This is a genomic window from Enterococcus sp. HY326 (genome assembly GCF_026157065.1).
In the GTDB taxonomy this organism is placed as follows: Bacteria; Bacillota; Bacilli; order Lactobacillales; family Enterococcaceae; genus HY326.
The window spans coordinates 164,747-186,095 of sequence record NZ_JANLGQ010000001.1; the positions used below are offsets into that span (position 1 = coordinate 164,747).

Below are 21,349 nucleotides of genomic sequence, written 5' to 3' on the forward strand. Positions count from 1 at the left end.
CGCCGATTTTTCCTACTACTTTCAGAAAAACAACTCCTAGATGTGTTCAGCTTGATTTAGTACTTCCTTCACAGCTTTCGGAAGCTCTCTCAGACTAAAGCGCAAACGTACTTTTTCTAATCAAAGTTTTATTTTCTCATTCATTTATCATAAATTAACACAAATTTTTGCATCCGTCAAACTTATTGTGCAACCAAGGCTCTTAATTGAGCATCGACATTTTCTGCCGCCAGACGTCCTTCACGAATCGCCCAAATAACTAAGCTTGGGCCCCGCTTGGCATCGCCAGCAACAAAAACCCGTTCATTGTTGGTGGTGTAATCATCTAAAATTTCAGAAACCCCAAATTCCGCCAATAAACTATGCTCAGGGCCGGTAAAGCCCATCGCTAACAAGACCAAATCAGCCTTCATGCGTTTTTCAGTACCTTCCACCGGTTGGAATTGATTATCAACTTCAACGGTTTCAATAGCAATTAATTGACCTCGTTCCGCTCCTAAAAACTTAGTTGTAGACGTAGAGTAATACGTTAACTGTTCAGCCTGAACAAAGTGAGCTTCCGCTTGTCCGTAGCCTTCTTTATCCACCATCGGATATTCAGGCCAAGGATTAGCTGGTGTGCGTTGTTCCGGTAAAATCGGGGTGATTTCCAATTGTTTCACCGAAGCTGCCCCTTGACGAATTGCCGAAGCCAGACAGTCGTTTCCGGTATCTCCGCCGCCAATTACGACAACATGTTTGCCTTCAAGTTTACGACTAGTAGCGCCTTTGCCATGTTTTAAAACATCTTTTGTTGCTTCCGTCAAATAATCAACCGCAAAGCGAACGCCTTCTAATTCCCGCCCTGGAGCTTTTAAATCACGGGGTACAGATGCACCGCTAGTGATAATCACCCGGTCAAACTCAGCATATAGTTCCTCAGCGGTTTTATCAGTGCCGATTTCAGTATTGGCAACAAACTTAATTCCGACCTCCATCATCACATCGATACGCCGCTGCACAACGTCTTTATCCAATTTCATATTTGGAATGCCGTACATTAATAGACCGCCGAAACGATCGGAGCGTTCAAAGATTGTGACATTATGTCCCAATTGATTCAACCGCCAAGCGGCTGAAAGCCCAGCCGGTCCACTGCCGACAATCGCAATCTGAAAGTCAGTCCGGCTTTCAGGAATCCCTGTCGGACGCACCCAGTCGTTGTCAAAAGCCGTATCAATGATGAAACGTTCATTGTCATGAATCGCAACTCCCGAGCCGTTCAACGCCTCGGTACAAGACTTTTCACAAGGGGCAGGACAAACCCGGCCGGTCATTTCTGGAATCGGATTGGTGCGGCTCAGACGTTCCCAAGCCTTTTTGTATTCCCCGCGATAGACTAAATCATTCCACTCAGGGATTAAATTATCATTGGGGCACCCAGAAACTGCCCGCTTGCCACCGTAAAAAACACCGGTATGGCAAAAAGGAATGCCGCAGCTCATACAGCGGGCTGCTTGTTCTTGCCGCTCAGTTTCTTCAAGGGGCGTTTGCAATTCTTCCCAGTCGGTAATGCGCTCTTCAACTGGTCGGTAAGGGTTATCCTTGCGGGGATATTTTAAAAATCCAAATGGATCTGCCATTTTAGCCACGCTCCTTCACTGCAGGTTTTGGCGGTGCAACTTGCTCGCCGATGACACTTTCAAAGGCTTTTTCCAATAACGCATCGCCTTTAAGCTTAGTTTTCTTGCGTAATTTTTCGGTTACATTGATCATTTCATGGTACTCAGTCGGATAAACCTTCACAAAATTAGCCTGTTCGGTTTCCCAATTTTCTAAAATAGTCGTTGCTTTTTTGGAGCCTGTATAATCCCGATGTTTTTCTAACAACTCTTTTAAGATCTTATCATTTCCAGATTCTCCCAATTTAAATAACTCCACCATCTCAGTGTTTAACTGCTCTGGAAAATTACCTTCCGGATCATAGATGTAAGCCACCCCGCCGGACATTCCAGCACCGAAGTTACGGCCAGTGCTTCCTAAGATAACGGCCACACCACCGGTCATATATTCACAGCCATGGTCGCCGACACCTTCTACGACAACCTCGGCTCCGCTATTTCTGACACAGAAGCGTTCCCCCGCTCGGCCCATAAAATAGGCCTCGCCACGATTGGCACCAAAGCAGGCAACATTGCCGACAATTGGTGATTGTTCGATATCATAAGCAGCATCACTTGGCGGCAAAATAATTAACCGGCCGCCGCTGAGACCTTTGGCCACATAGTCATTGGCTTCACCAATTAGTTTCAGTTCCATTCCCTGAGTAGTAAAGGCCCCAAAGCTTTGACCAGCTATTCCGGTATATTCGTATTTAATCAGTCCTGGTGTCACTTGATAATTGCCGAAGCGTTCGGCAATCCAACCTCCCATGCGAGCGCCTACTGTCCGGTTTACATTGTTAATCGGACCAGTTAAAGCAACTTGCTGCTGGTTATCAATTGCCGCTTTAGCAAAAGCATCCAGTTCTTTCCATTGGCGCGGTTCTTTGAAGGGATCATCACATTTCCGTTCAATCGGTAACGTGCTGCCTAGAATTCTTGAAAAGTCTAAAGATTTCGCTTTTCCCTTAGCGACAAATTTAGGCTTTAAGACTTCCCCATGGCCAATCATTTCATCTACGGTTCTAAAGCCTAGTTCTGCCATGATTTCTCTTAAATCCTCAGCGACAAACATCATCGCATTGACTACGTGTTCTGGCTTACCGGCGAAAAATTTCCGCAGCGCCGGATTTTGCGTCGCAACACCAACTGGACAAGTATTCAAACTACATACCCGCATCATAACGCAACCGACTGCTACTAAAGCAAGGGAAGCAAAACTATATTCCTCAGCTCCTAAGATAGCTGCAATTGCCACATCACGACCGGTCATCAATTTGCCGTCCGTTTCTAAGGTCATCCGTTGACGCAGGTTGTTCATAGCCAGCGTTTGATGGGCTTCCGCTAGGCCCATCTCCCATGGTAAACCAGCATCCCGTACAGAATTACGAGGCGAAGCTCCCGTTCCGCCATCGTAACCGGAAATCACGACAACATCTGCTCCAGCCTTCACTACGCCGGTGGCAATTGTGCCGACTCCGGTAGAGGAAACTAGTTTGACGTTGATTTTGGCATAAGGATTGATGGTTTTTAAGTCATAAATCAACTGTGCCAAATCTTCAATTGAATAAATATCATGATGCGGCGGTGGTGAAATCAGCCGCACACCTGGTGTTGAACCGCGGATTTCTGCCACCCAAGGAAAGACTTTATTCCCCGGCAGCTGCCCACCTTCACCAGGCTTAGCACCTTGAGCCATTTTAATCTGCAATTCATCAGCGCTCATCAGGTATTCAGCATTGACCCCAAAGCGGCCAGAGGCAACCTGTTTGATGCGACTATTTAAATTGACGCCATTGGCCTGTGGCTTGAAACGATTGCGGTTTTCGCCGCCTTCGCCGCTGTTGGATTTAGCGCCGATGGAATTCATCGCTTCAGCAATACATTCGTGGGCCTCTTGGCTAAGGGAGCCAAAACTCATCGCTCCAACTTTAAACCGTTTGACAATCATCTCCGCTGGCTCAACTTCAGATAGTTTAACCGCCGGGCGATTCGCTGCAAACTCCCACATCGAACGTAAGGTGGTCGGCTGCTTGATTGCTTCGTCGTTTAATTCGCGGGCGTATTCTTTGTACAATTGATAATCGCCTTTACGAATCGCTGTTTGGAAATTATAAATTGTTTTTGGATTAAAGAGATGGTGTTCACCATCTGCTTTAAATTGGAAGCTGCCGCCAGAAGGCAAGAAATCATCTTGCTTTTCGCCGTAAGCAAAATTATAGCGGGCCAAGTATTCAGCTTCAATTTGATTTAATGATAAACCGCCAATTCGACTAGCTGTACCGGTAAAGAATTTTTCAACGACTTGGCCAGATAGACCGACCGCTTCAAATAATTGGGCACCATGATAGCCGGCAATTGTCGAAATCCCCATGCGGGACATCACTTTGATGATGCCCTTTTCGGCAGCCTGTCGATAGGTTTCGATTTTATCCGTCATTTTAAAGTCTTTAATCGTTGCGTAAGCTCCGTAAGGGTGGATTGCCGAAGCGCCAAAGCCAATCAACATGGCAAAATGGTGGACTTCGCAGACTTCTGCTGAGTCAACGACAATCGAGGCCAGCCCCCGTTTGCCTTTTTCGACTAAATAGTTGTGTAAACCAGAGACTGCTAATAAAATCGGCAAAGCCATTTGGCCTTCCTGCGAATTTCGATCTGTCAAAACTAAGATAGTCGCCCCTTCATCAACTTTTTCCTCCGCTTCTTTAAACATGCTTTCTAATGCATGTAAAAAGCGGTTGTCGTTTTCCGGATAGACATTGTACAAAATCGATTGCTCGACTGCTTTTTGACCTTTGAGTGCGACTTGCTTAATCTTGTCAAAATCAGCCGTTGATAAGACCGGACTTTCAATTTTAAGCTTGTGACAATTTTCTTTATTGTCGACTTTCACATCCGCATCCCGACCTAAAAACATTTCAGTACCGATAACTAATTTTTCCCGAATCGCATCAATCGGCGGATTGGTCACCTGAGCAAATTGCTGTTTAAAATAGGTAAACAAGGATTGTGGTTTTTCACTTAAAACCGCTAAAGGTGAATCAAAGCCCATCGAAATAACTGGCTCCTCGCCTTTTTCTGCCATTGGAATAATTAAAGTGCGAATAATTTCATCTGTGTAGCCGTTTAATTTCCATAAACGTTTTAATTCTTTTTCAGAAAAATCCTTTGCCACTCCATCAGACGCTTCAGCTAAATCTGCTACTGTTAAACGAGTGCTATCCAGCCACTCCCGATATGGATGGGCGGTTGCATACTTCGCTTTAATTTCTTCATTACGGTAAAAATTTCCCGTTGTCGTGTCGACTAGAATCATATTCGCTGGTCCTAATACGCCTTTTTCGACTACAGTAGCGGGTTCTAAATCAACGACGCCAGACTCAGAAGCTACAATAATCATCCGGTCCTTTGTGATTGAATAACGAGACGGACGCAGGCCATTGCGGTCCAAAGTTGCTCCCACCATATCGCCATCTGTGAAACATAAAGCCGCAGGACCATCCCATGGGGCCATGAAGCTTGAGGCATATTCATAGAATGCAGCCGTTTCGTCGGCTAATTTCGCTTCTGGCGACCAAGCTTCTGGAATCATCATCATCAGAGCCTGGGGAATATCCCGACCGTTGCGGTATAAATATTCCATGCAGTTTTCTAGTTTCGCTGAGTCCGAATTTTCTTCATTATAAATTTCAACATGATGGCTGCGCATCCAGTTTTCCGCACCCCTTAGAGTGTTGATTTCTCCATTATGAGCGAGAAAACGAAACGGCTGTGCCCGATCCCAGCTGGGAAAGGTATTCGTTGAAAAACGAGAATGCGTTAAAGCAATACTGGTTTCCATCGTTTTATCTGATAAATCAGGGAAAAAGAGCCGTACTTGATAAGCGTGGAGCATGCCTTTGTAAACAATTGTTTTAGAAGACAAAGAACAAATCGCCATTTCTTCTGGCGCATAGGTTTTTTCTAGCTTACGCCGCAGTCGGAATAAGCGGTCCTCAAAAGCTCGGCCTGCTTTGACATCAATCGGCTTCTCTACAAAAATTTGGACAAAGCTTGGCATGACTTTTTGGGCACCCGGTCCGCAGTTTTCAAAGACAAACGGAACATCCCGATGCCACAAGACGTGATAGCCAGCCTGCTCAATATCTAATGTAATTGCCTGTAACATATGGTCTTTGTGGGTTTCTTCCTGCGGTAAAAAAAGCATTCCCACAGCATAATTGCCCTTTTCCGGCAATTCAACCTGAGCTTTAGCTGCTTGTTTTTGGAAAAAGACATCCGGCAAAGCCATTAAAATACCTGCACCGTCACCTGTATCAGGTTCTGCCCCAGTTCCGCCACGATGATTCATCCGTTCCAACATAGTTAAAGCATGATCGACTAATTGATGGGAAGCCACACCGTCCATTTGGGCAATAAAACCCATTCCACAGGCATCTTTTTCAAATGAGGGATCATACATTGTTTTTTTAGCTTCCGGCAGTTTTACTTTCATGGACACCAACCCTTTTAAATATTTTGAAAATTCTAATTTTATTTTAATATTCTACCTTGTTTTTCACAGAATTACAATGCATTTGCAAAATAATTTTCATTGAAAGCCCTCTATTACTTTATTTTATTAAAAATAATAGCAGTTTTACTTTCATTAAAATAGTCAAAGAAAGACTTTTTTGATAAAATTAGTCTATTGGAAAGGAAGTTACGCTACATGACCCCAAATCGCGAAGATTATTTGAAATTATTACTGGAGCTGGGCGGCGACAAACGCAAGATTAACAATAAGCAAATTGTCTCTGGACTAAACGTTTCCGCAGCTTCCGTCAGCGAGATGATTAACAAGCTGGTAAAAGAGGGTTTAGTTGATCATTTTCCTTATCAAGGAGCGCAGCTAACTTTCAAAGGCACTCAGTTGGCCAGCAGTTTGATTCGTAAGCACCGTTTATGGGAAGTTTTTTTAGTGGAGCATCTAAATTATCCTTGGAATACGGTCCATGACGATGCTGAGGTTTTAGAGCATGTGACATCAGATCATCTAGCCAATCACTTGGAGGAATACTTAGAGCATCCCAAATACTGCCCCCACGGCGGAATGATTCCCGCCGCAACAGCCGTAGTCGATGAAAAAGAGCGGCAAACTCTAAAGGATTATCCAATCGGGGCGACGATTCGCATCGCCCGTGTGCTAGACGAACAGGAACTCTTGGATTATTTAGTTTCAGTTAATATTAAAATTGATGAGCACTTTACCATCAGTGATAAGGCCGCCTTTGAAGGTCCGATCACACTGGAAAATGAAACTAAAAAAGTGGCCATCAGCTTTAAAGCCGCCAGCACTATTTTTGTTGATCCACTATAAATAGTTTCCACAACGCAATCGCAATTAAAAGGAGTTTTTATGATGAAAAATGATATCCGCGTCTTAATGACGATTTTTGGCGGTACCGGTGACTTAGCCAAACGCAAATTATATCCTTCTCTTTTTCGCCTTTACAAAAAAGGTGAAATTAGTAACCATTTTGCGGTGATTGGCACCGCTAGACGAGAATGGAGCGATGATTATTATCGGGAAATCGTCAAGGAAACCATTCAAGATTTAAATCCGACAGAGGCCGAAGCAACTGATTTTGCCAGCCACTTTTACTATCAAGCTCATAACGTGACTGATACACAACATTATGATGCTTTGAAAACACTGGCTGATAAATTGGATGAGACCTATCAGATTGAAGGCAATCGCCTGTACTACTTAGCCATGTCTCCGCAATTTTTCGGGACAATCGTCGAACATCTAAAGAGTCAGCAAATTATTTCTGATCACGGCTTTGACCGATTGATTATCGAAAAACCTTTTGGCTCAGATTATCAATCGGCTTATCAGCTGAACCAAGAAATTCGGGCAGCTTTTCCGGAACAAGATATTTTCCGGATTGACCATTACCTCGGCAAAGAAATGATTCAAAATATTTCTGCCATTCGTTTTGCCAACAATATTTTTGAATCCCAATGGAACAATCGCTATATTGATAATGTGCAAATTACTTTTGCTGAATCATTGGGAGTTGAAGACCGCGGTGGCTATTATGAAAACAGCGGCGCCTTGAAGGACATGGTGCAAAATCATATTCTGCAAGTTGTCTCCTTATTAGCAATGGAGCCACCAGTTGCCTTTTCAGAAAAAGAAATTCGGACTGAAAAGGTCAAAGCCTTAAATGCCATTCGCATTTACAATGAAGCAGAAGCGCTGGAAAACTTTGTCCGAGGCCAATACGGTGAAGGCCAATTAGCGAATCAATCATTTGTTGATTATCGTCATGAGCCAAACGTTAGCCCTGATTCTACGATTGAAACTTTTGTTGCTGGTAAATTTTATATTGATAATTTCCGTTGGTCCGGCGTGCCTTTTTACATTCGTACCGGCAAGCGTATGACCGAAAAAGGAACTCGCATCAATATCGTTTTCAAACAAGTGCCAATCAATGTCTTTCGGACTGATTTAGAAGACCACAGCGAAAATAAAGATTTACCGCCAAATGTTTTAACTATTTACATTCAACCGACAGAAGGCTTTTCGATGACTTTAAACGGCAAAGAAATCGGTCAAGGCTTCAATACGATTCCCGTTAAGCTAGATTATCGCAATAGCGCTGAAACAATTGAAAACAGTCCCGAAGCCTATGAAAAATTAATTCTTGATGCCTTAAATGGAGATGGCACCAACTTCTCCCACTGGGATGAAGTCGCCCAATCATGGCATATTGTCGATGTTATTCGTCACGCTTGGGACCAAGTAACACCAGATTTTCCGAACTATGCAGCTGGAACCATGGGACCACAAGCAGCCTTTGATTTACTGGAAAAAGACGGCTTCACTTGGAACTGGCAGCCGGATGTCTGGTATCGAGATAGAAATCAATTATAAAAATAAAACAAGCCTGTGACATTAGTCTTTTTAACAGATGAAATCACGAACTATATTATATTTAGTGGTTTTCACTAGATACCATTCGTAAAGTTCGGCTTTCTTCTAACTAATGTCACAGCCTCTTTTTATAAATAAAAAGCAAACCACTGGAAAATGAGTTCCCAATGGTTTGCTTTTTTAACTTATTAAGAAAAAATTTTTAAAAGGCTTCTCAATTATTCTTCAAAACCTTTAGCAACAGCTTCAGGATATTCACCCTCTACAATATTGGCACAGTGACCGCAAATGTGTGGCAAATGTTCATGGGAGCCAACATCTTTACGCATTTGACGACAGCGTTGGCAAACTTCACCATCGGCTTTTTCCACTAGAATTGCGACATCATCAAAGCTCATGGCATTAGCCGGTGCTGCTTCCCCTGCTTTTGCAACTTCAAAAAAGTCTGGTGAAATTATCAACAGCTGAGCTAAATCACTATCAACTGCCACTAATAAATCTCTAACCTCTTGATTTGGATAGATAGTCACTTTTGCTTCAAGAGATTTTCCAATTAATTTTTCATTGCGGGCTTCTTCTAAAGCCTTCAAGACCTTATCTCTAAATTCCAAGAAGCTGCTCCAAGTGTCCGTCAATTCCGCAGCGTTAGCATACTCTTCATAGCCAGGGAACTCAGCTAATTGGGCAAAGGCTTCTTCTTCGTTTTCCAAATAGGACCAAATTTCTTCAGCTGTATGAGGGATGATAGGCGTCAATAATTTAGTTAACGCAACAATTACATCATAGAAAACAGTCTGCATACAACGGCGTTGGTAATCATTGGCGGCTTCGATATAAACAACATCTTTGGCAAAATCTAGATAGAAGGAAGATAAATCAACCGTTAGGAAATTCATAACTGTCCGATAGATATGCAGGAAGTTATATTTTTCATAGCCTTCTTCACGAATTTCTTTGATGACTTGATTTAAACGCACCAGCATATATTTATCGACTGAGCGCAATTCAGCATAAGGTACACGATTTTCACTCGCCACATAATCAGAAGTATTCGCCAATAAGAAACGCATGGTGTTACGAATTTTCCGATAGACTTCAGAGACTTGATTTAAGATATCCATTGAGACCCGTACATCTGATTCATAATCAACACTGCTGACCCATAAGCGCAGAATATCAGCACCCATTTGCTTAATCACTTTATCAGGAACAATTGTGTTCCCTAAAGATTTACTCATTTTGCGGCCTTCGCCATCTAGAGTAAAGCCTTGTGACAGGACAGCTTTATAAGGCGCAACGCCATTGATGGCCACACTAGTCGTAATACTTGAGTTAAACCAGCCACGGTATTGATCAGAGCCTTCAAGATACATATCCGCTGGGAATGTTAATTCTGGACGTTGGCGCAGGACTGCTTCATGGGAAGAGCCAGAGTCAAACCAAACATCCATGATATCTTTTTCTTTCGTAAACTCGCCATTTGGAGAATGAGGATGAGTGAAGCCTTCTGGTAATAACTCTTTGGCTTCTCTTTCAAACCAAATGTTAGATCCAAATTCCGCAAAAAGATTGGCCACATGATCGATTGTTTCTGGTGTGATGATGGGTTCGCCATCTTCTGCATAAAAAATTGGTAACGGCACACCCCAGGCTCTTTGACGGGAGATGACCCAATCGCCACGGTCACGAATCATATTATATAAACGAGTTTTACCCCACGGAATAATCCAATCAACCTTTTCAACTTCATCCAAAATATTTTGGCGGAATTTATCAATTGAAGCAAACCATTGCGGCGTTGCCCGGAAGATAACCGGTTTTTTCGTACGCCAGTCATGGGGATAACTGTGGACGAAGAAATCGAGTTTTAATAAAGCACCTTTTTCTTCTAGCCATTCAGTAATAACTGGATTTGCCTTGTCATAAAAGACACCTTCTAAGCCAGGTGCTTCTGCTGTGAAAATTCCTTTATCATCAACTGGCGACATCACTTCTAAATTATATTTTTTCCCAACAACATAGTCATCTTCACCATGACCAGGTGCTGTATGAACCAAACCTGTACCGGCATCTAAAGTAACGTGGTCACCTAAGATAACTAAAGACTCACGATCATAAAAAGGATGTTGAGCCGTCATATACTCCAGCTCAGTTCCTTTAATTTCTTTTTCCGTGTGAACATTTTCCCAGCCAACAGCTTCTTTAACAGTTTCCACTAGGTCTTTTGCGACAACATATTTTTGGCCGTCTGCAACGACCACACTATAAGTATAGCTTGGATTTACAGCAATACCTTGGTTAGCTGGCAAAGTCCACGGTGTCGTTGTCCAAATAACAAAAGCCGTATCATTATCTAATAATCCTTTGCCGTCTTTCACTTTAAAGGCAACGTAAATAGAAGCAGATTTAACATCTTTATATTCGATTTCAGCTTCAGCTAAAGAAGATTCACTTGAAGGCGACCAATAAATTGGTTTCAAGCCTTTATAGATGTAGCCTTTCTCTGCCATTTTTCCAAAGACACGAATTTCAGCCGCTTCGTAGGAAGGGTCCAATGTGATATAAGGATGATCCCAATCACCAGCAACGCCTAACCGTTTGAAGTCAGCTCTTTGAGTGTCAACTTGTGACAAGGCATATTCCATACATTTTTGACGATATTCGGCCATTGTCATTTCTTTGCGTTTAATACCTTTATTGGTTAAGACTTGTTCAATCGGCAGTCCGTGGGTATCCCAGCCAGGAACATACGGCGCTCTAAAACCTGACATTGATTTTGAACGAATGATAATATCCTTACTGATTTTATTTAAGGCATGACCTAAATGGATATTGCCATTAGCATACGGCGGTCCATCATGTAAAACAAAAGTCGGTTTGCCTTCATTCATTTTTTGACGCATTTCATATACTTTTTTTTCTTCCCAATCCTTCTGCCATTCAGCTTCACGATTTGGTAAATTGCCTCGCATTGGAAAAGCTGTTTTTCCTAAATGCAATGTTTCCTTCATCTTCATGCGTGTTTCGCTCCTTTAAATTCACTAAAAATCTATATAAAAAAACGCCCATCCCTAAAAAGGGACGAACGTATCGTGGTACCACCCAAATTTTAATCCAACTCCTTGGATTATCTTTCGTAACTGGTAACGAAGTCACTCGTATAATCTTACTAAATTCAGATTATAAGTAAATAGAGGATCTACCTAGAAACATTGCCTACCAAACTTTCACCGGCTTTGGTTCGCTATTAAGGATATTTCTGGTTTTCTGTTCTATCTTTTTATTCTGGCGCTTGATTGTCATTGTCATCAGCTGTCGCTTCGTCTTGATTATAACCGTCAAGCGTCTCTTTGACAATAATATCTTCATCGACAACTTCTGCGGCAGGCATTTCTTTAGCAGCTGGCATCGCACCAAAGCCAAATTCATCGCCAAATAATTCTTTGATTACAGTATGCGAATCCTGCACGTAAGATGAAAATGGCGTTAATAATTGCGTCCATTCTTCACTCTTCACAGTTTGCAACTGTGACTCTAGCATCAAACTTAAACGCTGATGAAAAACCCGCGTTTTTTTCTTTAAGTCATCTGTTTCACTAACTAATTCCCTCGCTCTAGCGGTTGCTTCATCAATAATCTGACGAGCTTTTTCCTCAGCCGTGGTAATTAAGTAATTTGAGCGAGCCTCAGCATCACTGACTAATTCATGGGCTTTGTTTTGAGCGTCTCCGACAATCACTTCTGATTCTTTATTGGCACTTGATTTCACTTTATCAGCTGTATCTTGTGCTACGATAATTGACTGATTCAAGGCATCCTTTAATTCATTGAAGTATTCCAATTTTTCTTCCGCATGCTTTAATGTTTTTTCCATCATGCGGTTTTTTGACAGGACCTCTTCATAGTCTTTCACAATTAAATCACGAAAATCATCAACTTCATCTTGACTATAGCCCCGCATTTTAACTGCGAAACTCTTATTTGAAATATCTAATGGACTTAGTGGCATGTTTTTCACCTCTTCTAATTATTTACGCAATACGCCAATCGTAATGCGATATTTGTCCTTTTTGGTTTTATCGCCAATTTCATTTAACTGAATACGGCCAAATCCCCGGACCGAAATAATATCCAACAAATCAACAGGAAAATCAGGCTTGAGGGTTTCTCCCCAATTCACTTTGACTTTTCCTGATTCTATCAATTGTTTCGAGCGTTGTCTAGAAATATTGTAGACATTCGAGATAATGACATCTAATCTTAAAGAACTTGCAGTAATTGTCTCAATTGACCACTTATCAATAGACTCCAAAAATTGACTGGCATCTAGTTCTTCGAGGCGGACGGAAATATTGCCGACTTTGGTCACTTGACTGACAATAAAATTACTAACTTCTTTGGCAATAAAAACCTGCCATTGTTCACCGTCAGTAATAATATCGCCAAAGGAATCCCGTTGCACCCCGGCACCGATTAAACTCCCTAATATTTTGCCGTGGCTTAAGGTTGAAAACTTTTGTGGATAGTTAACTTCAAATAATTGGATTTCAAAATCTGCATCCTCAGGCTCATAATATTCTGGATAAATCATGCAGCGGAAACGTTCTGCCTCAGGATAACCACCGTAAAACTTAAATTTTACATCCTCCTGCTGCTGAACCAAGGTTTCCACAATATAAGCCTGTCTAGGATCAAGAAAGTAAGTCAGGTACGGCGAATATTGCAATGAGACCCGCTCAATCCAATCAGCCACAGTATCAATAAAAGGGTGCTCATCTCTGCGAAAATGCTGATACACATTTGCATTCAAAGACAATCACCCCCTTTTCATATATTTTTATAGCAATCGAACAATTAGCATAACTAATCCTTGGCTCGCCAAATTTAAAATTAGAATTGCTGCTAGGATTGTGAAATCCAAGCCACCAAATCTTAAATTCAACCGATCAAATAGGCTCAAGTAAGGCTCGCAAACCCGTGCCAAAAATTTTCCGATGGAGGACTGATAGCCTCCAGGAAACCAAGAAATCAGCGCATAAGCAGCTAAGAGAATTGAATAAATTCTCACCGCAAACTGAAAAACTCTAATTATTTCAATTAACACTAACATGGAATTCCTCCTCTAGATTATTCGAAGAAATTCGACTCTGCAAGCGATTGTGCAATGCTTTTGTCTATTTCAACATCCGGCGGTGTGCATAAAAAGATTTCGTCACCAACCCGTTGAATATCACCATCTTGTGCATAGACTGTTCCGGTTAGGAAGTCAACAATTCGGCGTGCTTGGAGTTCCTCGACAGAATAGAAATTAATTAAAACAGATTCACCAGCGATAATGCGCTTGGCAATCGTCATCGCTTCAGAATAGGCTCTTGGTTCACAAATAGTAATTTTACCGAGATTTTTAGCTGAACCGGTCTTTTTAGTTCCGTTTCCGCCACCGCCACCTCGGTTCGAATTATTGCTAAGTGACACCAATTTAGGAGCTTCCTGCTGCATTTGACGGGATCTTTCAACCTGTTTGTCATCAGATTCCTTCATGGCTTTTTGAATGTTTTCACTAAAACGAGTTTCACGAACAGGATCATTCACTGCTTGGGGCATTTCTACCTGATGTTGTTCTCTGGCTTGGAAACTGCTCTCCTCGTGATTTGACCGAACATCTTCTTCGTATTCTTCCTCGTCTAACAGTCCAAAAAAATTGGCAAATTTCTTATTAAAAAGTGCCATTGGCCTACCTCCTTCACATCGCACCGAATAACATTCTACCTACACGGATAAACGTTGAACCCTCTTCAATCGCAATGCCGAAATCATTGCTCATTCCCATACTCAATTCACTACAGGGAGCTTGTTCAATTTCTAAATCCTGCACAGTAGTCTGTAGTTTTTTTAGTTGTTTAAAAATAACGCGTATCTCTGCTTCTGTCGCCGTTAAAGGCGCCATTGTCATTAAACCTATGACCTTGACTTTTTGAAAGGTTTTTAGTTCATTGACAAAGTTCAACACTTCCTCTGGTGAAAAGCCATGTTTACTAGCTTCACCAGAAATATTAACCTCAACGAAACACTTAATTTCTGTCTCAGCCCTTTTTTCAATTTCTTGAGCTAGACGCAAACTGTCCAGGGCATGAAAGTAATCGATTTGATTGATAATATCTTTAACTTTACGCCGCTGCAGATTGCCGATTAAATGCCATTTTATAGCTGTTTGATCTTTTAGGTCATGTTGTTTTTCTAAAAGTTTATCGACACGGTTTTCGGCGAGATTAATGACTCCATTTTCGACTAGCTGACGAGCTGCAACAGCATCCACACTTTTGGTCACTGCCACTAAGGTCACGTCACTAGGCTGTCGCTTGGCTTTGACACAGGCCTCCGTAATTTTCTGATAAACCCCATTCAAATTATCGGAAATCATTCGTCTCAGCCTCCAAAACTATCTTTTACGACGGAAAAATGGTGGTGTTGAAATTTCATCTGAATCGCTGTTAGTATTAGAATCAGGACGACTAAAGGTTTCTAATTCTTTTTTCTCAACGTTTTCAAATGCAGTATCTTCCACTTTAGGACGTAAAGTTTCTTCTTTACGAATATCCCAATCGCCAAAGGCACTCGTTTCTTCTTCACGAATTGGCGTTGCTTGTTCCATATCTAAGACAGGTTCTTGTCTTACTGAATGGATTTGGCTTTGACGAGCAGAAGCCCGGCCAACCCGACCTTCTTTTTTAGCAGGGTCAATTCCTGTTGCAATAACAGTAACACGAATTTCATCCCCCATGTCTTCATTAATTGACGTTCCTAAAATAATGTTGACGTCGCCTGAAGCAGCGTTGGCAACAATATCAGAAGCATCCTGAGCTTCAAATAACGTCATGTCTAATCCACCTGTGATATTTAACAAGACTTGTTCAGCTCCATCAATTGAACTTTCAAGTAATGGTGAAGAAATAGCCCGTTTAGTCGCTTCAACGACCCGTTCTTCTCCGCTAGCAACACCGATACCCATCAAAGCAGTGCCTTGATTTTCCATAACCGTGCGCACATCAGCAAAGTCCAAGTTCACGTAACCAGGTGCTGTAATTAAATCAGAGATACCTTGAACACCTTGACGTAAAACATTATCCGCTTCACGGAAAGCTTCCAACATCGGTGTCTTTTTATCAACAACTTCTAATAAGCGGTTGTTTGAGATGATTAGTAAAGTATCTACGTTTTCTTTTAATTGAGAAATGCCTTCTGAAGCATAACGGCCCCGTTTTGGTCCTTCAAAGCTGAAAGGACGAGTTACGATAGCTACAGTTAAAGCACCAACTTCTTTTGCAATACGGGCAACGATTGGTGCAGCACCGGTTCCGGTTCCGCCCCCCATACCTGCAGTGATAAAAATCATATCTGCGCCTTCAAGAGCATCTTGAATAGCTTGTTCACTTTCTTCAGCGGCCTTTTGACCAACTTCTGGTTGTGAACCGGCACCTAATCCACGGGTGAATTTAGGGCCTAATTGAATTAAAGTTTCAGCTTTTGAGTTCTTCAAAGCTTGAACATCTGTATTGGCAACGATAAACTCAACACCTTTGACGTTTTCGTCAATCATGCGGTTAACTGCATTGCCGCCGCCACCGCCGACGCCGATAACTTTAATGACTGCGCCGTCGTTTACGGTATTATCAATTGAAAATTCCATTATTCTAGTCCTCCAGTTTTCTTATTCAAAAATATTTGAGAAGAAGTCTTTGATTTTAGTTGTTACTTTTTCGCCTTTTTGATCACTAGGAGCTTCAGTATTATAAGAAGCTTCTGGTTCATAATTCGTTTCATAAGTCGCTTCTGGCACTTGTGGCTGAGCAACAACTTGCGGTTGGGCTGGTTGTGGAGCGACACTTCTTTCTTTGTCGCCTAAAACAGCACTTTTCGCCAAACGATAGACTTCATTTAATCCAGCACTGTATTCAATGATGCTGATTACGTTGGTGAAAACTGGATTTCTTAATCCCATGTGGTTAGGAACGTGTAATTTAACATTGGTTTCAAAAATGTCCTGTGCTAAATCAACAACACCTGGTAGGCTAGCTGCTCCACCAGTTAAAATAATTCCGCCAGGTAAATCCAACGCATCAATTTCAGTCAAGACTGTTTTTGATTTGCGGAAGATTTGTTCTAAACGAGCTTCGATAATTTCAGATAAATATCTTTCATCGATTTTAACTGGTTCAGATTGACCAATCACATCCACTGGAAATTCTTCACTAGCTGATGTCCGTGCTGGATATGCATCGCCGTAATTGATTTTCAAAGCTTCTGCGTTATTGAAGGAGGTATTTAAGACGGTCGAAACATCTTTTGTGACGAATTCGCCACCTTCTTGATCCACATAAGTGTATTTCAATTGGTTGTCATGCATGACAGCAGTCGTTGTTTGGCCGCCGCCCATGTCGATAACAATAGTCCCAAAATCTTTTTCCCCTTCAGATAAAACTGATTCAGTTAAAGATAATGGTGTGATTAACATTTCATTAATTGTTAAGCCAGCTTTTTCGACACACTTGCGAATGTTGTGAACAATTGTCTTAGGTCCAGTGAAAACTAAACCGTACATTTCTAAACGAACGCCAATCATTCCACGAGGGTCTTTGATGCCTTCAAAGCCATCTACGGTAAACTCTTGTGGTAAGATTGCCACAATTTGTCTTTCCGGTGGTGTTGAACGAACCATTGCTGCTGAGGCAACGTTCTTCACATCTTCGTCATTAATTTCTTTTGATTCGCTGTTAACAGCAATCATCCCTTGACAGCTTTCAACTTGCAGTTGATTCGCCGGTAAACCGACACTAACACTTTTAATTTGAATGCCAGCCTTTTCTTCTGCCTGTCTCACTGCTCTTTGAATTCCTTGAACAGTTTTTTCAATATCAACGATGATTCCACGATTAATACCTTCAGACTTAGCGTTGCCTACGCCGATGATATTCATTTGATTGTCGATATATTCAGCTACAACAACTTTAACCGATGTCGTTCCGATATCAAGGCCTACGTACATTCCAGATTTTGCCATGATTGGGGTTCCCTCCTAAATCCTTCTCCATTACTAACAGATACAATCTATCCATCATATCACTTGTAATTTTATATATATTCACTGCTTTCAATTTTAACATAAAACTACCTAAATTAGAAAGAAGAAAGTGTGATTTCCCTTGGTTTTTTTTCATTTTAAGAAAATTTACTCTAAGCTCTCACTACTACTTTCAGTTGAACTAGTTGTACTTTGGTCGGTTCCATAAGGATAAGAGAAGATTCCTACCTCCATATCAATCACACCATTTTCTGTCATCTGGGAGGCAACTTGCGGATAATATTGCATCTGTGAAGCAAAGGTTGTATAAGGCACCAACACTTGATTTCCATCCGTCATTGTCAAAGTTAACAAACGGGGATTGTCGCTGCTTGGCGTATATTGGATGACTTGAATCAACGCTTGGACATCGGTTGCGATGTCTTGATATCCGGAAATGGTTTCAGTAATAATTGTCTGATCACTAAAGTCCTGCAAGACTGGAAAGCCTTCAATTGCATCCGTTGCGGTATCGGTTAAAACCACACCGTTTTCTAATATTGGGTAATACACACCGTCTTGTAATAATACGGCTGCTTCTTGATACTCGCTGACACCAATATTTAAACTGGTCGGTCCCGTCAATGTGACATTGATGGATTTTATTCTTGGATTATCAGTTTCAACTGCTGCTGTTAATTGCTCTCTGGAAAAAAATTCTTCAAAAATATTGGTGCCAATGGAAAAATTACTAGAAGCAATAATCGTATCACTTGAGACCTCAGAATTTCCGCTGACAGTCAAGTTTTGCAATTTGCTAAAAGGTGACACCAGATAGCTGAGAATAATCAGCGGAATACCAAAAACCAAGAGCAAGATAATAATTCTGCGGCGCAATACTTTATTAGTTTGTTCTTTAAGATTAGGCAGAGTCTCCACATAAGACTTGCGGCGTTTTCCTTTTTTAGTACTGTCCAACACTTTTAATTTAGCTTTTTGTTGCTGTTTCTCAGCAACCTCATCAGAGATTCCTGACATATCCTCAGTGTCTTCAGCCTCAGTTGTTTCTTCTTTTTTATCTTGCCACAGAGGGGTCTCTCCTTGCTGTTGCATATAAGTCAAATTGGCCTGCTGCCAAGGTGATAAATTTTCCTCATCAATCTTCGGTTCTTCATTTTGAGGTGTTTCTGGTGGCTGTTCCGGCTGCTTCTTTTTGACCAAGGTCGTCCCCCCTCTCTTTAAATCATTTCTTTAATCAATTTTTCTAATCGTGTACTGGCATCGCTAATACCCTGCACTTTAGCTGCAGCCGCCATCGCTTTTTGTTTTTCAGGATGGTCCATGATGTCGTCTAAAGCTGCTAAAAGTGTTTGACCATCTAATTGGCTGTCGCCAATAATTGTTACTGCCCCCGCTTTTGCCAAGCTTTGGGCATTTTTGGTTTGATGGTCGTTGGTTACGTAAGGGCTTGGAATTAGCACAGCTGGAATCCCTAAAGCGGTAAATTCCGCAATTGAGGTCGCTCCAGCTCTCCCAACTAATAAAGAAGCATTAGCCATGACTTCTGTCATATTTTCGATATAGGGTTGAATGCTGACATTGCTACCTTGCGGCAATGCAGCAACCTCTTCTGTTAATTGTTCATAATAACGGGTTCCAGAAGCATACAGTACTTGATAAGCCCGCTTTTTAAGTTCAGGCAAAGCTTCCCTAAAAGCCTGATTAATTTTCAAAGCTCCTTGGCTGCCGCCAAAAATCAAAACTGTCGGTTGCGCTACTTTTAAGCCGTAGGCAATAAGTCCATCATTTGGCTGCATGCCCTCAACTTCTTGCCCCCGGGGATTGCCGACTAAAGAAACCTTTTCTGTCGGAAAAAAAGCGGCTGCATCCGGAAATGCAATAGCAATTTTTGTGACATAGCGACTCAAAAATTTATTGGTAATCCCTGGCACACTATTTTGCTCATGAATAATTGTCGGAATTTTTAAGCGAGAAGCTGCATAGACAACGGCGCCAGAAACATAGCCGCCTGTCCCAAGAACAATATCCGGGCGAAATTCCTTTAATATTTTTTTCGCTTGGTTAATACTTTTCAAAAAGAGCTGTACTGTTTTCAAATTATCTAATGATAGCTTGCGTTTAAAGCCTTGAATTTCCAATGCCACAAAAGGAACTCCAGCGGCTGGGACGATTTCAGTTTCTAACCCTTTTTTAGCCCCAACATAGAGAAATTCGTTTTCTGGATCTTTTTTCATGTAGTTTACAAAGGCTAGCGCCGGATAAATATGTCCGCCGGTGCCACCGCCTGTCACTAAAATTTTCATGGTATTCCTCGTTTAATTCAAATTTTTGACAGCTTGGATAAATCTGTCGCCCCGCACTTCAAAATTGGGGTACTGATCCCAGCTGGCATTCGCTGGAGACAAGAGAATGGTGTCTCCTTTAGCACTTTCACGAAAGGCCAATGGCACAGCCGTTTCAACATCTTCAGTTTCAATAATGGTTTCAATACCGGCTTCTTGACCGGCTAAGGCTAACTTGCTGGCAGTCTCACCGAACACAATCAAAGCTTTGATTCCTTCTAAAGAGGGAATCAGCTCATCAAAATCATTGCCCCGGTCAAGACCGCCGGCTAAAAGAATCAGCTGAGTATTATCAAAGCCGCCTAAAGCCATTTCAGTAGCTAAAATATTCGTCGCCTTTGAGTCGTTGAAAAATTTTCGGCCGGCAATTTCACCGACAAACTGAGTTCTGTGGGGCACGCCAGTAAAATTCGTTAAAGTCGTTTGAATTGCTTCATTAGATACTTGGCTTAATTTAGCAACGGCAATTGCCGCCAGTGCATTTTCAATATTATGCTGACCAGGAACACCAAGTTTTTCCGCCGGCATAATTAATTCATCTTGGAAATATAATTGCCCGTCTTTTAAGTAACTTCCCGTAGGCACAATTTTTTCAGTGCTAAAGGGAATAACTTGGGCTTTTGTATGTAAAGCGAGTTCAACGAGTTCCGGCTGGTTAAAATTAATCACTAAATAATCAGTCGCTGTCATGTTCTCTTGAATACGCCATTTAGCTTGAAGATAGTCTTCTCGGCTGCCATGATAATCTAAATGAGCTTCATAAATATTGGTTATGACCGCAATTGTCGGTTTTAAATCAACAATGCCCATCAGTTGAAAGCTAGATAGCTCAGTCACCATCACGTCATCTCTTGCCGCTTCTTGGGCGACGCTGCTGGCAGGAAAACCAATATTTCCTGCTAAACGGGCGATACCCTGATTGCGGTCTGCATTTAATAGTTGAGCAATCATCGTAGTGGTAGTCGTTTTGCCATTGGTTCCTGTGATTCCAATCATCGGACATTCTGCCACCTCATAGGCTAGCTCAACTTCAGTAATGACAGGGATTTCAAGTTCGATGGCGCGAGCCACCAAAGGATTATCATAGGGAATTCCAGGATTTTTGACCATCAATGAAAAATCTTCATCCAGTAGTTCAATTGGATGACTACCAGTGATTACTTTAACACCTAAGGTCAGCAGGTCTTGAGCTTCGGGATTTTCTTCAAAAGGTTTACCATCGTTTACTGTGACAAGAGCCCCCAGCTCATGCAATAATTTCGCGGCACTATAGCCACTTTTGGCCAGTCCTAAAACTAGGACTTTAAAATTTTGATATTTGGTAATCTGCTTCATAAAAAAACTCCTTTACCGAAAACGAACTCAC

The 21,349-nt window shown here is 41.7% G+C and carries 15 protein-coding genes and 2 other annotated features (1 of these 17 only partly in view); of the genes, 2 read left to right on the plus strand and 13 right to left on the minus strand.

Going from position 1 to position 21,349, the window contains the following annotated elements; translation table 11 throughout:
- Positions 1-133, minus strand: a binding site (T-box leader); it reaches 106 nt to the left of the window's first position.
- Positions 134-182: 49 nt separating this feature from the next.
- Positions 183-1,622 carry a glutamate synthase subunit beta gene (locus ORH16_RS00810; protein WP_265455355.1) on the minus strand — a complete coding sequence of 480 codons (1,440 nt, stop codon included), beginning with the start codon at positions 1,620-1,622 and terminating at the stop codon, positions 183-185.
- Between the two features lies 1 nt (position 1,623).
- Complete coding sequence (gene gltB / locus ORH16_RS00815) at positions 1,624-6,135, minus strand: glutamate synthase large subunit (RefSeq protein ID WP_265455357.1); 4,512 nt, start codon at positions 6,133-6,135, stop codon at positions 1,624-1,626.
- A 216-nt stretch (positions 6,136-6,351) separates the two neighbouring features.
- Here gltB and ORH16_RS00820 point away from each other — a divergent pair, with 216 nt between their 5' ends.
- Both ORH16_RS00820 and zwf read left to right on the plus strand, forming a co-directional pair.
- Positions 6,352-6,999, plus strand: coding sequence for a metal-dependent transcriptional regulator (locus ORH16_RS00820; protein ID WP_265455358.1), 648 nt, complete (start codon positions 6,352-6,354; stop codon positions 6,997-6,999).
- Positions 7,000-7,041: 42 nt separating this feature from the next.
- On the plus strand, positions 7,042-8,562 hold the full coding sequence (gene zwf, locus ORH16_RS00825) for a glucose-6-phosphate dehydrogenase (RefSeq protein ID WP_265455359.1): 1,521 nt from the start codon (positions 7,042-7,044) through the stop codon (positions 8,560-8,562).
- A gap of 218 nt (positions 8,563-8,780) precedes the next feature.
- Here zwf and ileS read toward each other — a convergent pair whose 3' ends face one another.
- The 11 genes from ileS to murD all read right to left on the minus strand — a co-directional run bounded on the left by ileS (position 8,781) and on the right by murD (position 21,318).
- Positions 8,781-11,579: an isoleucine--tRNA ligase gene (gene ileS, locus ORH16_RS00830; RefSeq protein ID WP_265455361.1), complete on the minus strand. Its 2,799-nt coding sequence runs from the start codon at positions 11,577-11,579 to the stop codon at positions 8,781-8,783.
- A gap of 57 nt (positions 11,580-11,636) precedes the next feature.
- Positions 11,637-11,846 (minus strand) — a binding site (T-box leader).
- Positions 11,843-12,571, minus strand: coding sequence for a DivIVA domain-containing protein (locus ORH16_RS00835; RefSeq protein ID WP_265455363.1), 729 nt, complete (start codon positions 12,569-12,571; stop codon positions 11,843-11,845). Its footprint overlaps the feature before it by 4 nt.
- An 18-nt stretch (positions 12,572-12,589) precedes the next feature.
- Positions 12,590-13,372, minus strand: coding sequence for an RNA-binding protein (locus tag ORH16_RS00840; protein WP_265455365.1), 783 nt, complete (start codon positions 13,370-13,372; stop codon positions 12,590-12,592).
- A 27-nt stretch (positions 13,373-13,399) separates the two neighbouring features.
- Positions 13,400-13,672: a YggT family protein gene (locus ORH16_RS00845; protein WP_265455367.1), complete on the minus strand. Its 273-nt coding sequence runs from the start codon at positions 13,670-13,672 to the stop codon at positions 13,400-13,402.
- A gap of 17 nt (positions 13,673-13,689) precedes the next feature.
- On the minus strand, positions 13,690-14,292 hold the full coding sequence (locus ORH16_RS00850) for a cell division protein SepF (RefSeq protein ID WP_265455369.1): 603 nt from the start codon (positions 14,290-14,292) through the stop codon (positions 13,690-13,692).
- 13 nt (positions 14,293-14,305) lie between these two features.
- On the minus strand, positions 14,306-14,983 hold the full coding sequence (locus tag ORH16_RS00855; RefSeq protein ID WP_265455371.1) for a YggS family pyridoxal phosphate-dependent enzyme: 678 nt from the start codon (positions 14,981-14,983) through the stop codon (positions 14,306-14,308).
- 18 nt (positions 14,984-15,001) lie between these two features.
- Positions 15,002-16,249 carry a cell division protein FtsZ gene (gene ftsZ / locus ORH16_RS00860; RefSeq protein ID WP_265455373.1) on the minus strand — a complete coding sequence of 416 codons (1,248 nt, stop codon included), beginning with the start codon at positions 16,247-16,249 and terminating at the stop codon, positions 15,002-15,004.
- Between the two features lie 21 nt (positions 16,250-16,270).
- Complete coding sequence (ftsA, locus tag ORH16_RS00865; RefSeq protein WP_265455374.1) at positions 16,271-17,620, minus strand: cell division protein FtsA; 1,350 nt, start codon at positions 17,618-17,620, stop codon at positions 16,271-16,273.
- Positions 17,621-17,788: 168 nt separating this feature from the next.
- Entirely contained in the window at positions 17,789-18,841 is a 1,053-nt protein-coding gene (locus ORH16_RS00870; RefSeq protein ID WP_265455376.1) for a cell division protein FtsQ/DivIB, read from the minus strand.
- Positions 18,842-18,858: 17 nt separating this feature from the next.
- Positions 18,859-19,944, minus strand: a complete 1,086-nt coding sequence (gene murG / locus ORH16_RS00875; protein WP_265455378.1) for an undecaprenyldiphospho-muramoylpentapeptide beta-N-acetylglucosaminyltransferase — start codon at positions 19,942-19,944, stop codon at positions 18,859-18,861.
- Positions 19,945-19,956: 12 nt separating this feature from the next.
- Positions 19,957-21,318: a UDP-N-acetylmuramoyl-L-alanine--D-glutamate ligase gene (gene murD, locus ORH16_RS00880; protein WP_265455380.1), complete on the minus strand. Its 1,362-nt coding sequence runs from the start codon at positions 21,316-21,318 to the stop codon at positions 19,957-19,959.
- Positions 21,319-21,349: the final 31 nt, after the last annotated feature.

Bases quoted from the DNA above. Each gene is read 5' to 3' on its own strand.
- ftsA (WP_265455374.1), bottom strand. From the start codon at position 17,620: ATGGCAAAATCTGGAATGTACGTAGGCCTTGATATCGGAACGACATCG.
- ORH16_RS00845 (WP_265455367.1), bottom strand. From the start codon at position 13,672: ATGTTAGTGTTAATTGAAATAATTAGAGTTTTTCAGTTTGCGGTGAGA.
- zwf (WP_265455359.1), top strand. From the start codon at position 7,042: ATGAAAAATGATATCCGCGTCTTAATGACGATTTTTGGCGGTACCGGT.
- murD (WP_265455380.1), bottom strand. From the start codon at position 21,318: ATGAAGCAGATTACCAAATATCAAAATTTTAAAGTCCTAGTTTTAGGA.
- ORH16_RS00850 (WP_265455369.1), bottom strand. From the start codon at position 14,292: ATGGCACTTTTTAATAAGAAATTTGCCAATTTTTTTGGACTGTTAGAC.
- gltB (WP_265455357.1), bottom strand. From the start codon at position 6,135: ATGAAAGTAAAACTGCCGGAAGCTAAAAAAACAATGTATGATCCCTCA.
- ORH16_RS00820 (WP_265455358.1), top strand. From the start codon at position 6,352: ATGACCCCAAATCGCGAAGATTATTTGAAATTATTACTGGAGCTGGGC.
- ORH16_RS00835 (WP_265455363.1), bottom strand. From the start codon at position 12,571: ATGCCACTAAGTCCATTAGATATTTCAAATAAGAGTTTCGCAGTTAAA.
- ftsZ (WP_265455373.1), bottom strand. From the start codon at position 16,249: ATGGAATTTTCAATTGATAATACCGTAAACGACGGCGCAGTCATTAAA.
- ORH16_RS00855 (WP_265455371.1), bottom strand. From the start codon at position 14,983: ATGATTTCCGATAATTTGAATGGGGTTTATCAGAAAATTACGGAGGCC.
- ileS (WP_265455361.1), bottom strand. From the start codon at position 11,579: ATGAAGATGAAGGAAACATTGCATTTAGGAAAAACAGCTTTTCCAATG.
- ORH16_RS00810 (WP_265455355.1), bottom strand. From the start codon at position 1,622: ATGGCAGATCCATTTGGATTTTTAAAATATCCCCGCAAGGATAACCCT.
- murG (WP_265455378.1), bottom strand. From the start codon at position 19,944: ATGAAAATTTTAGTGACAGGCGGTGGCACCGGCGGACATATTTATCCG.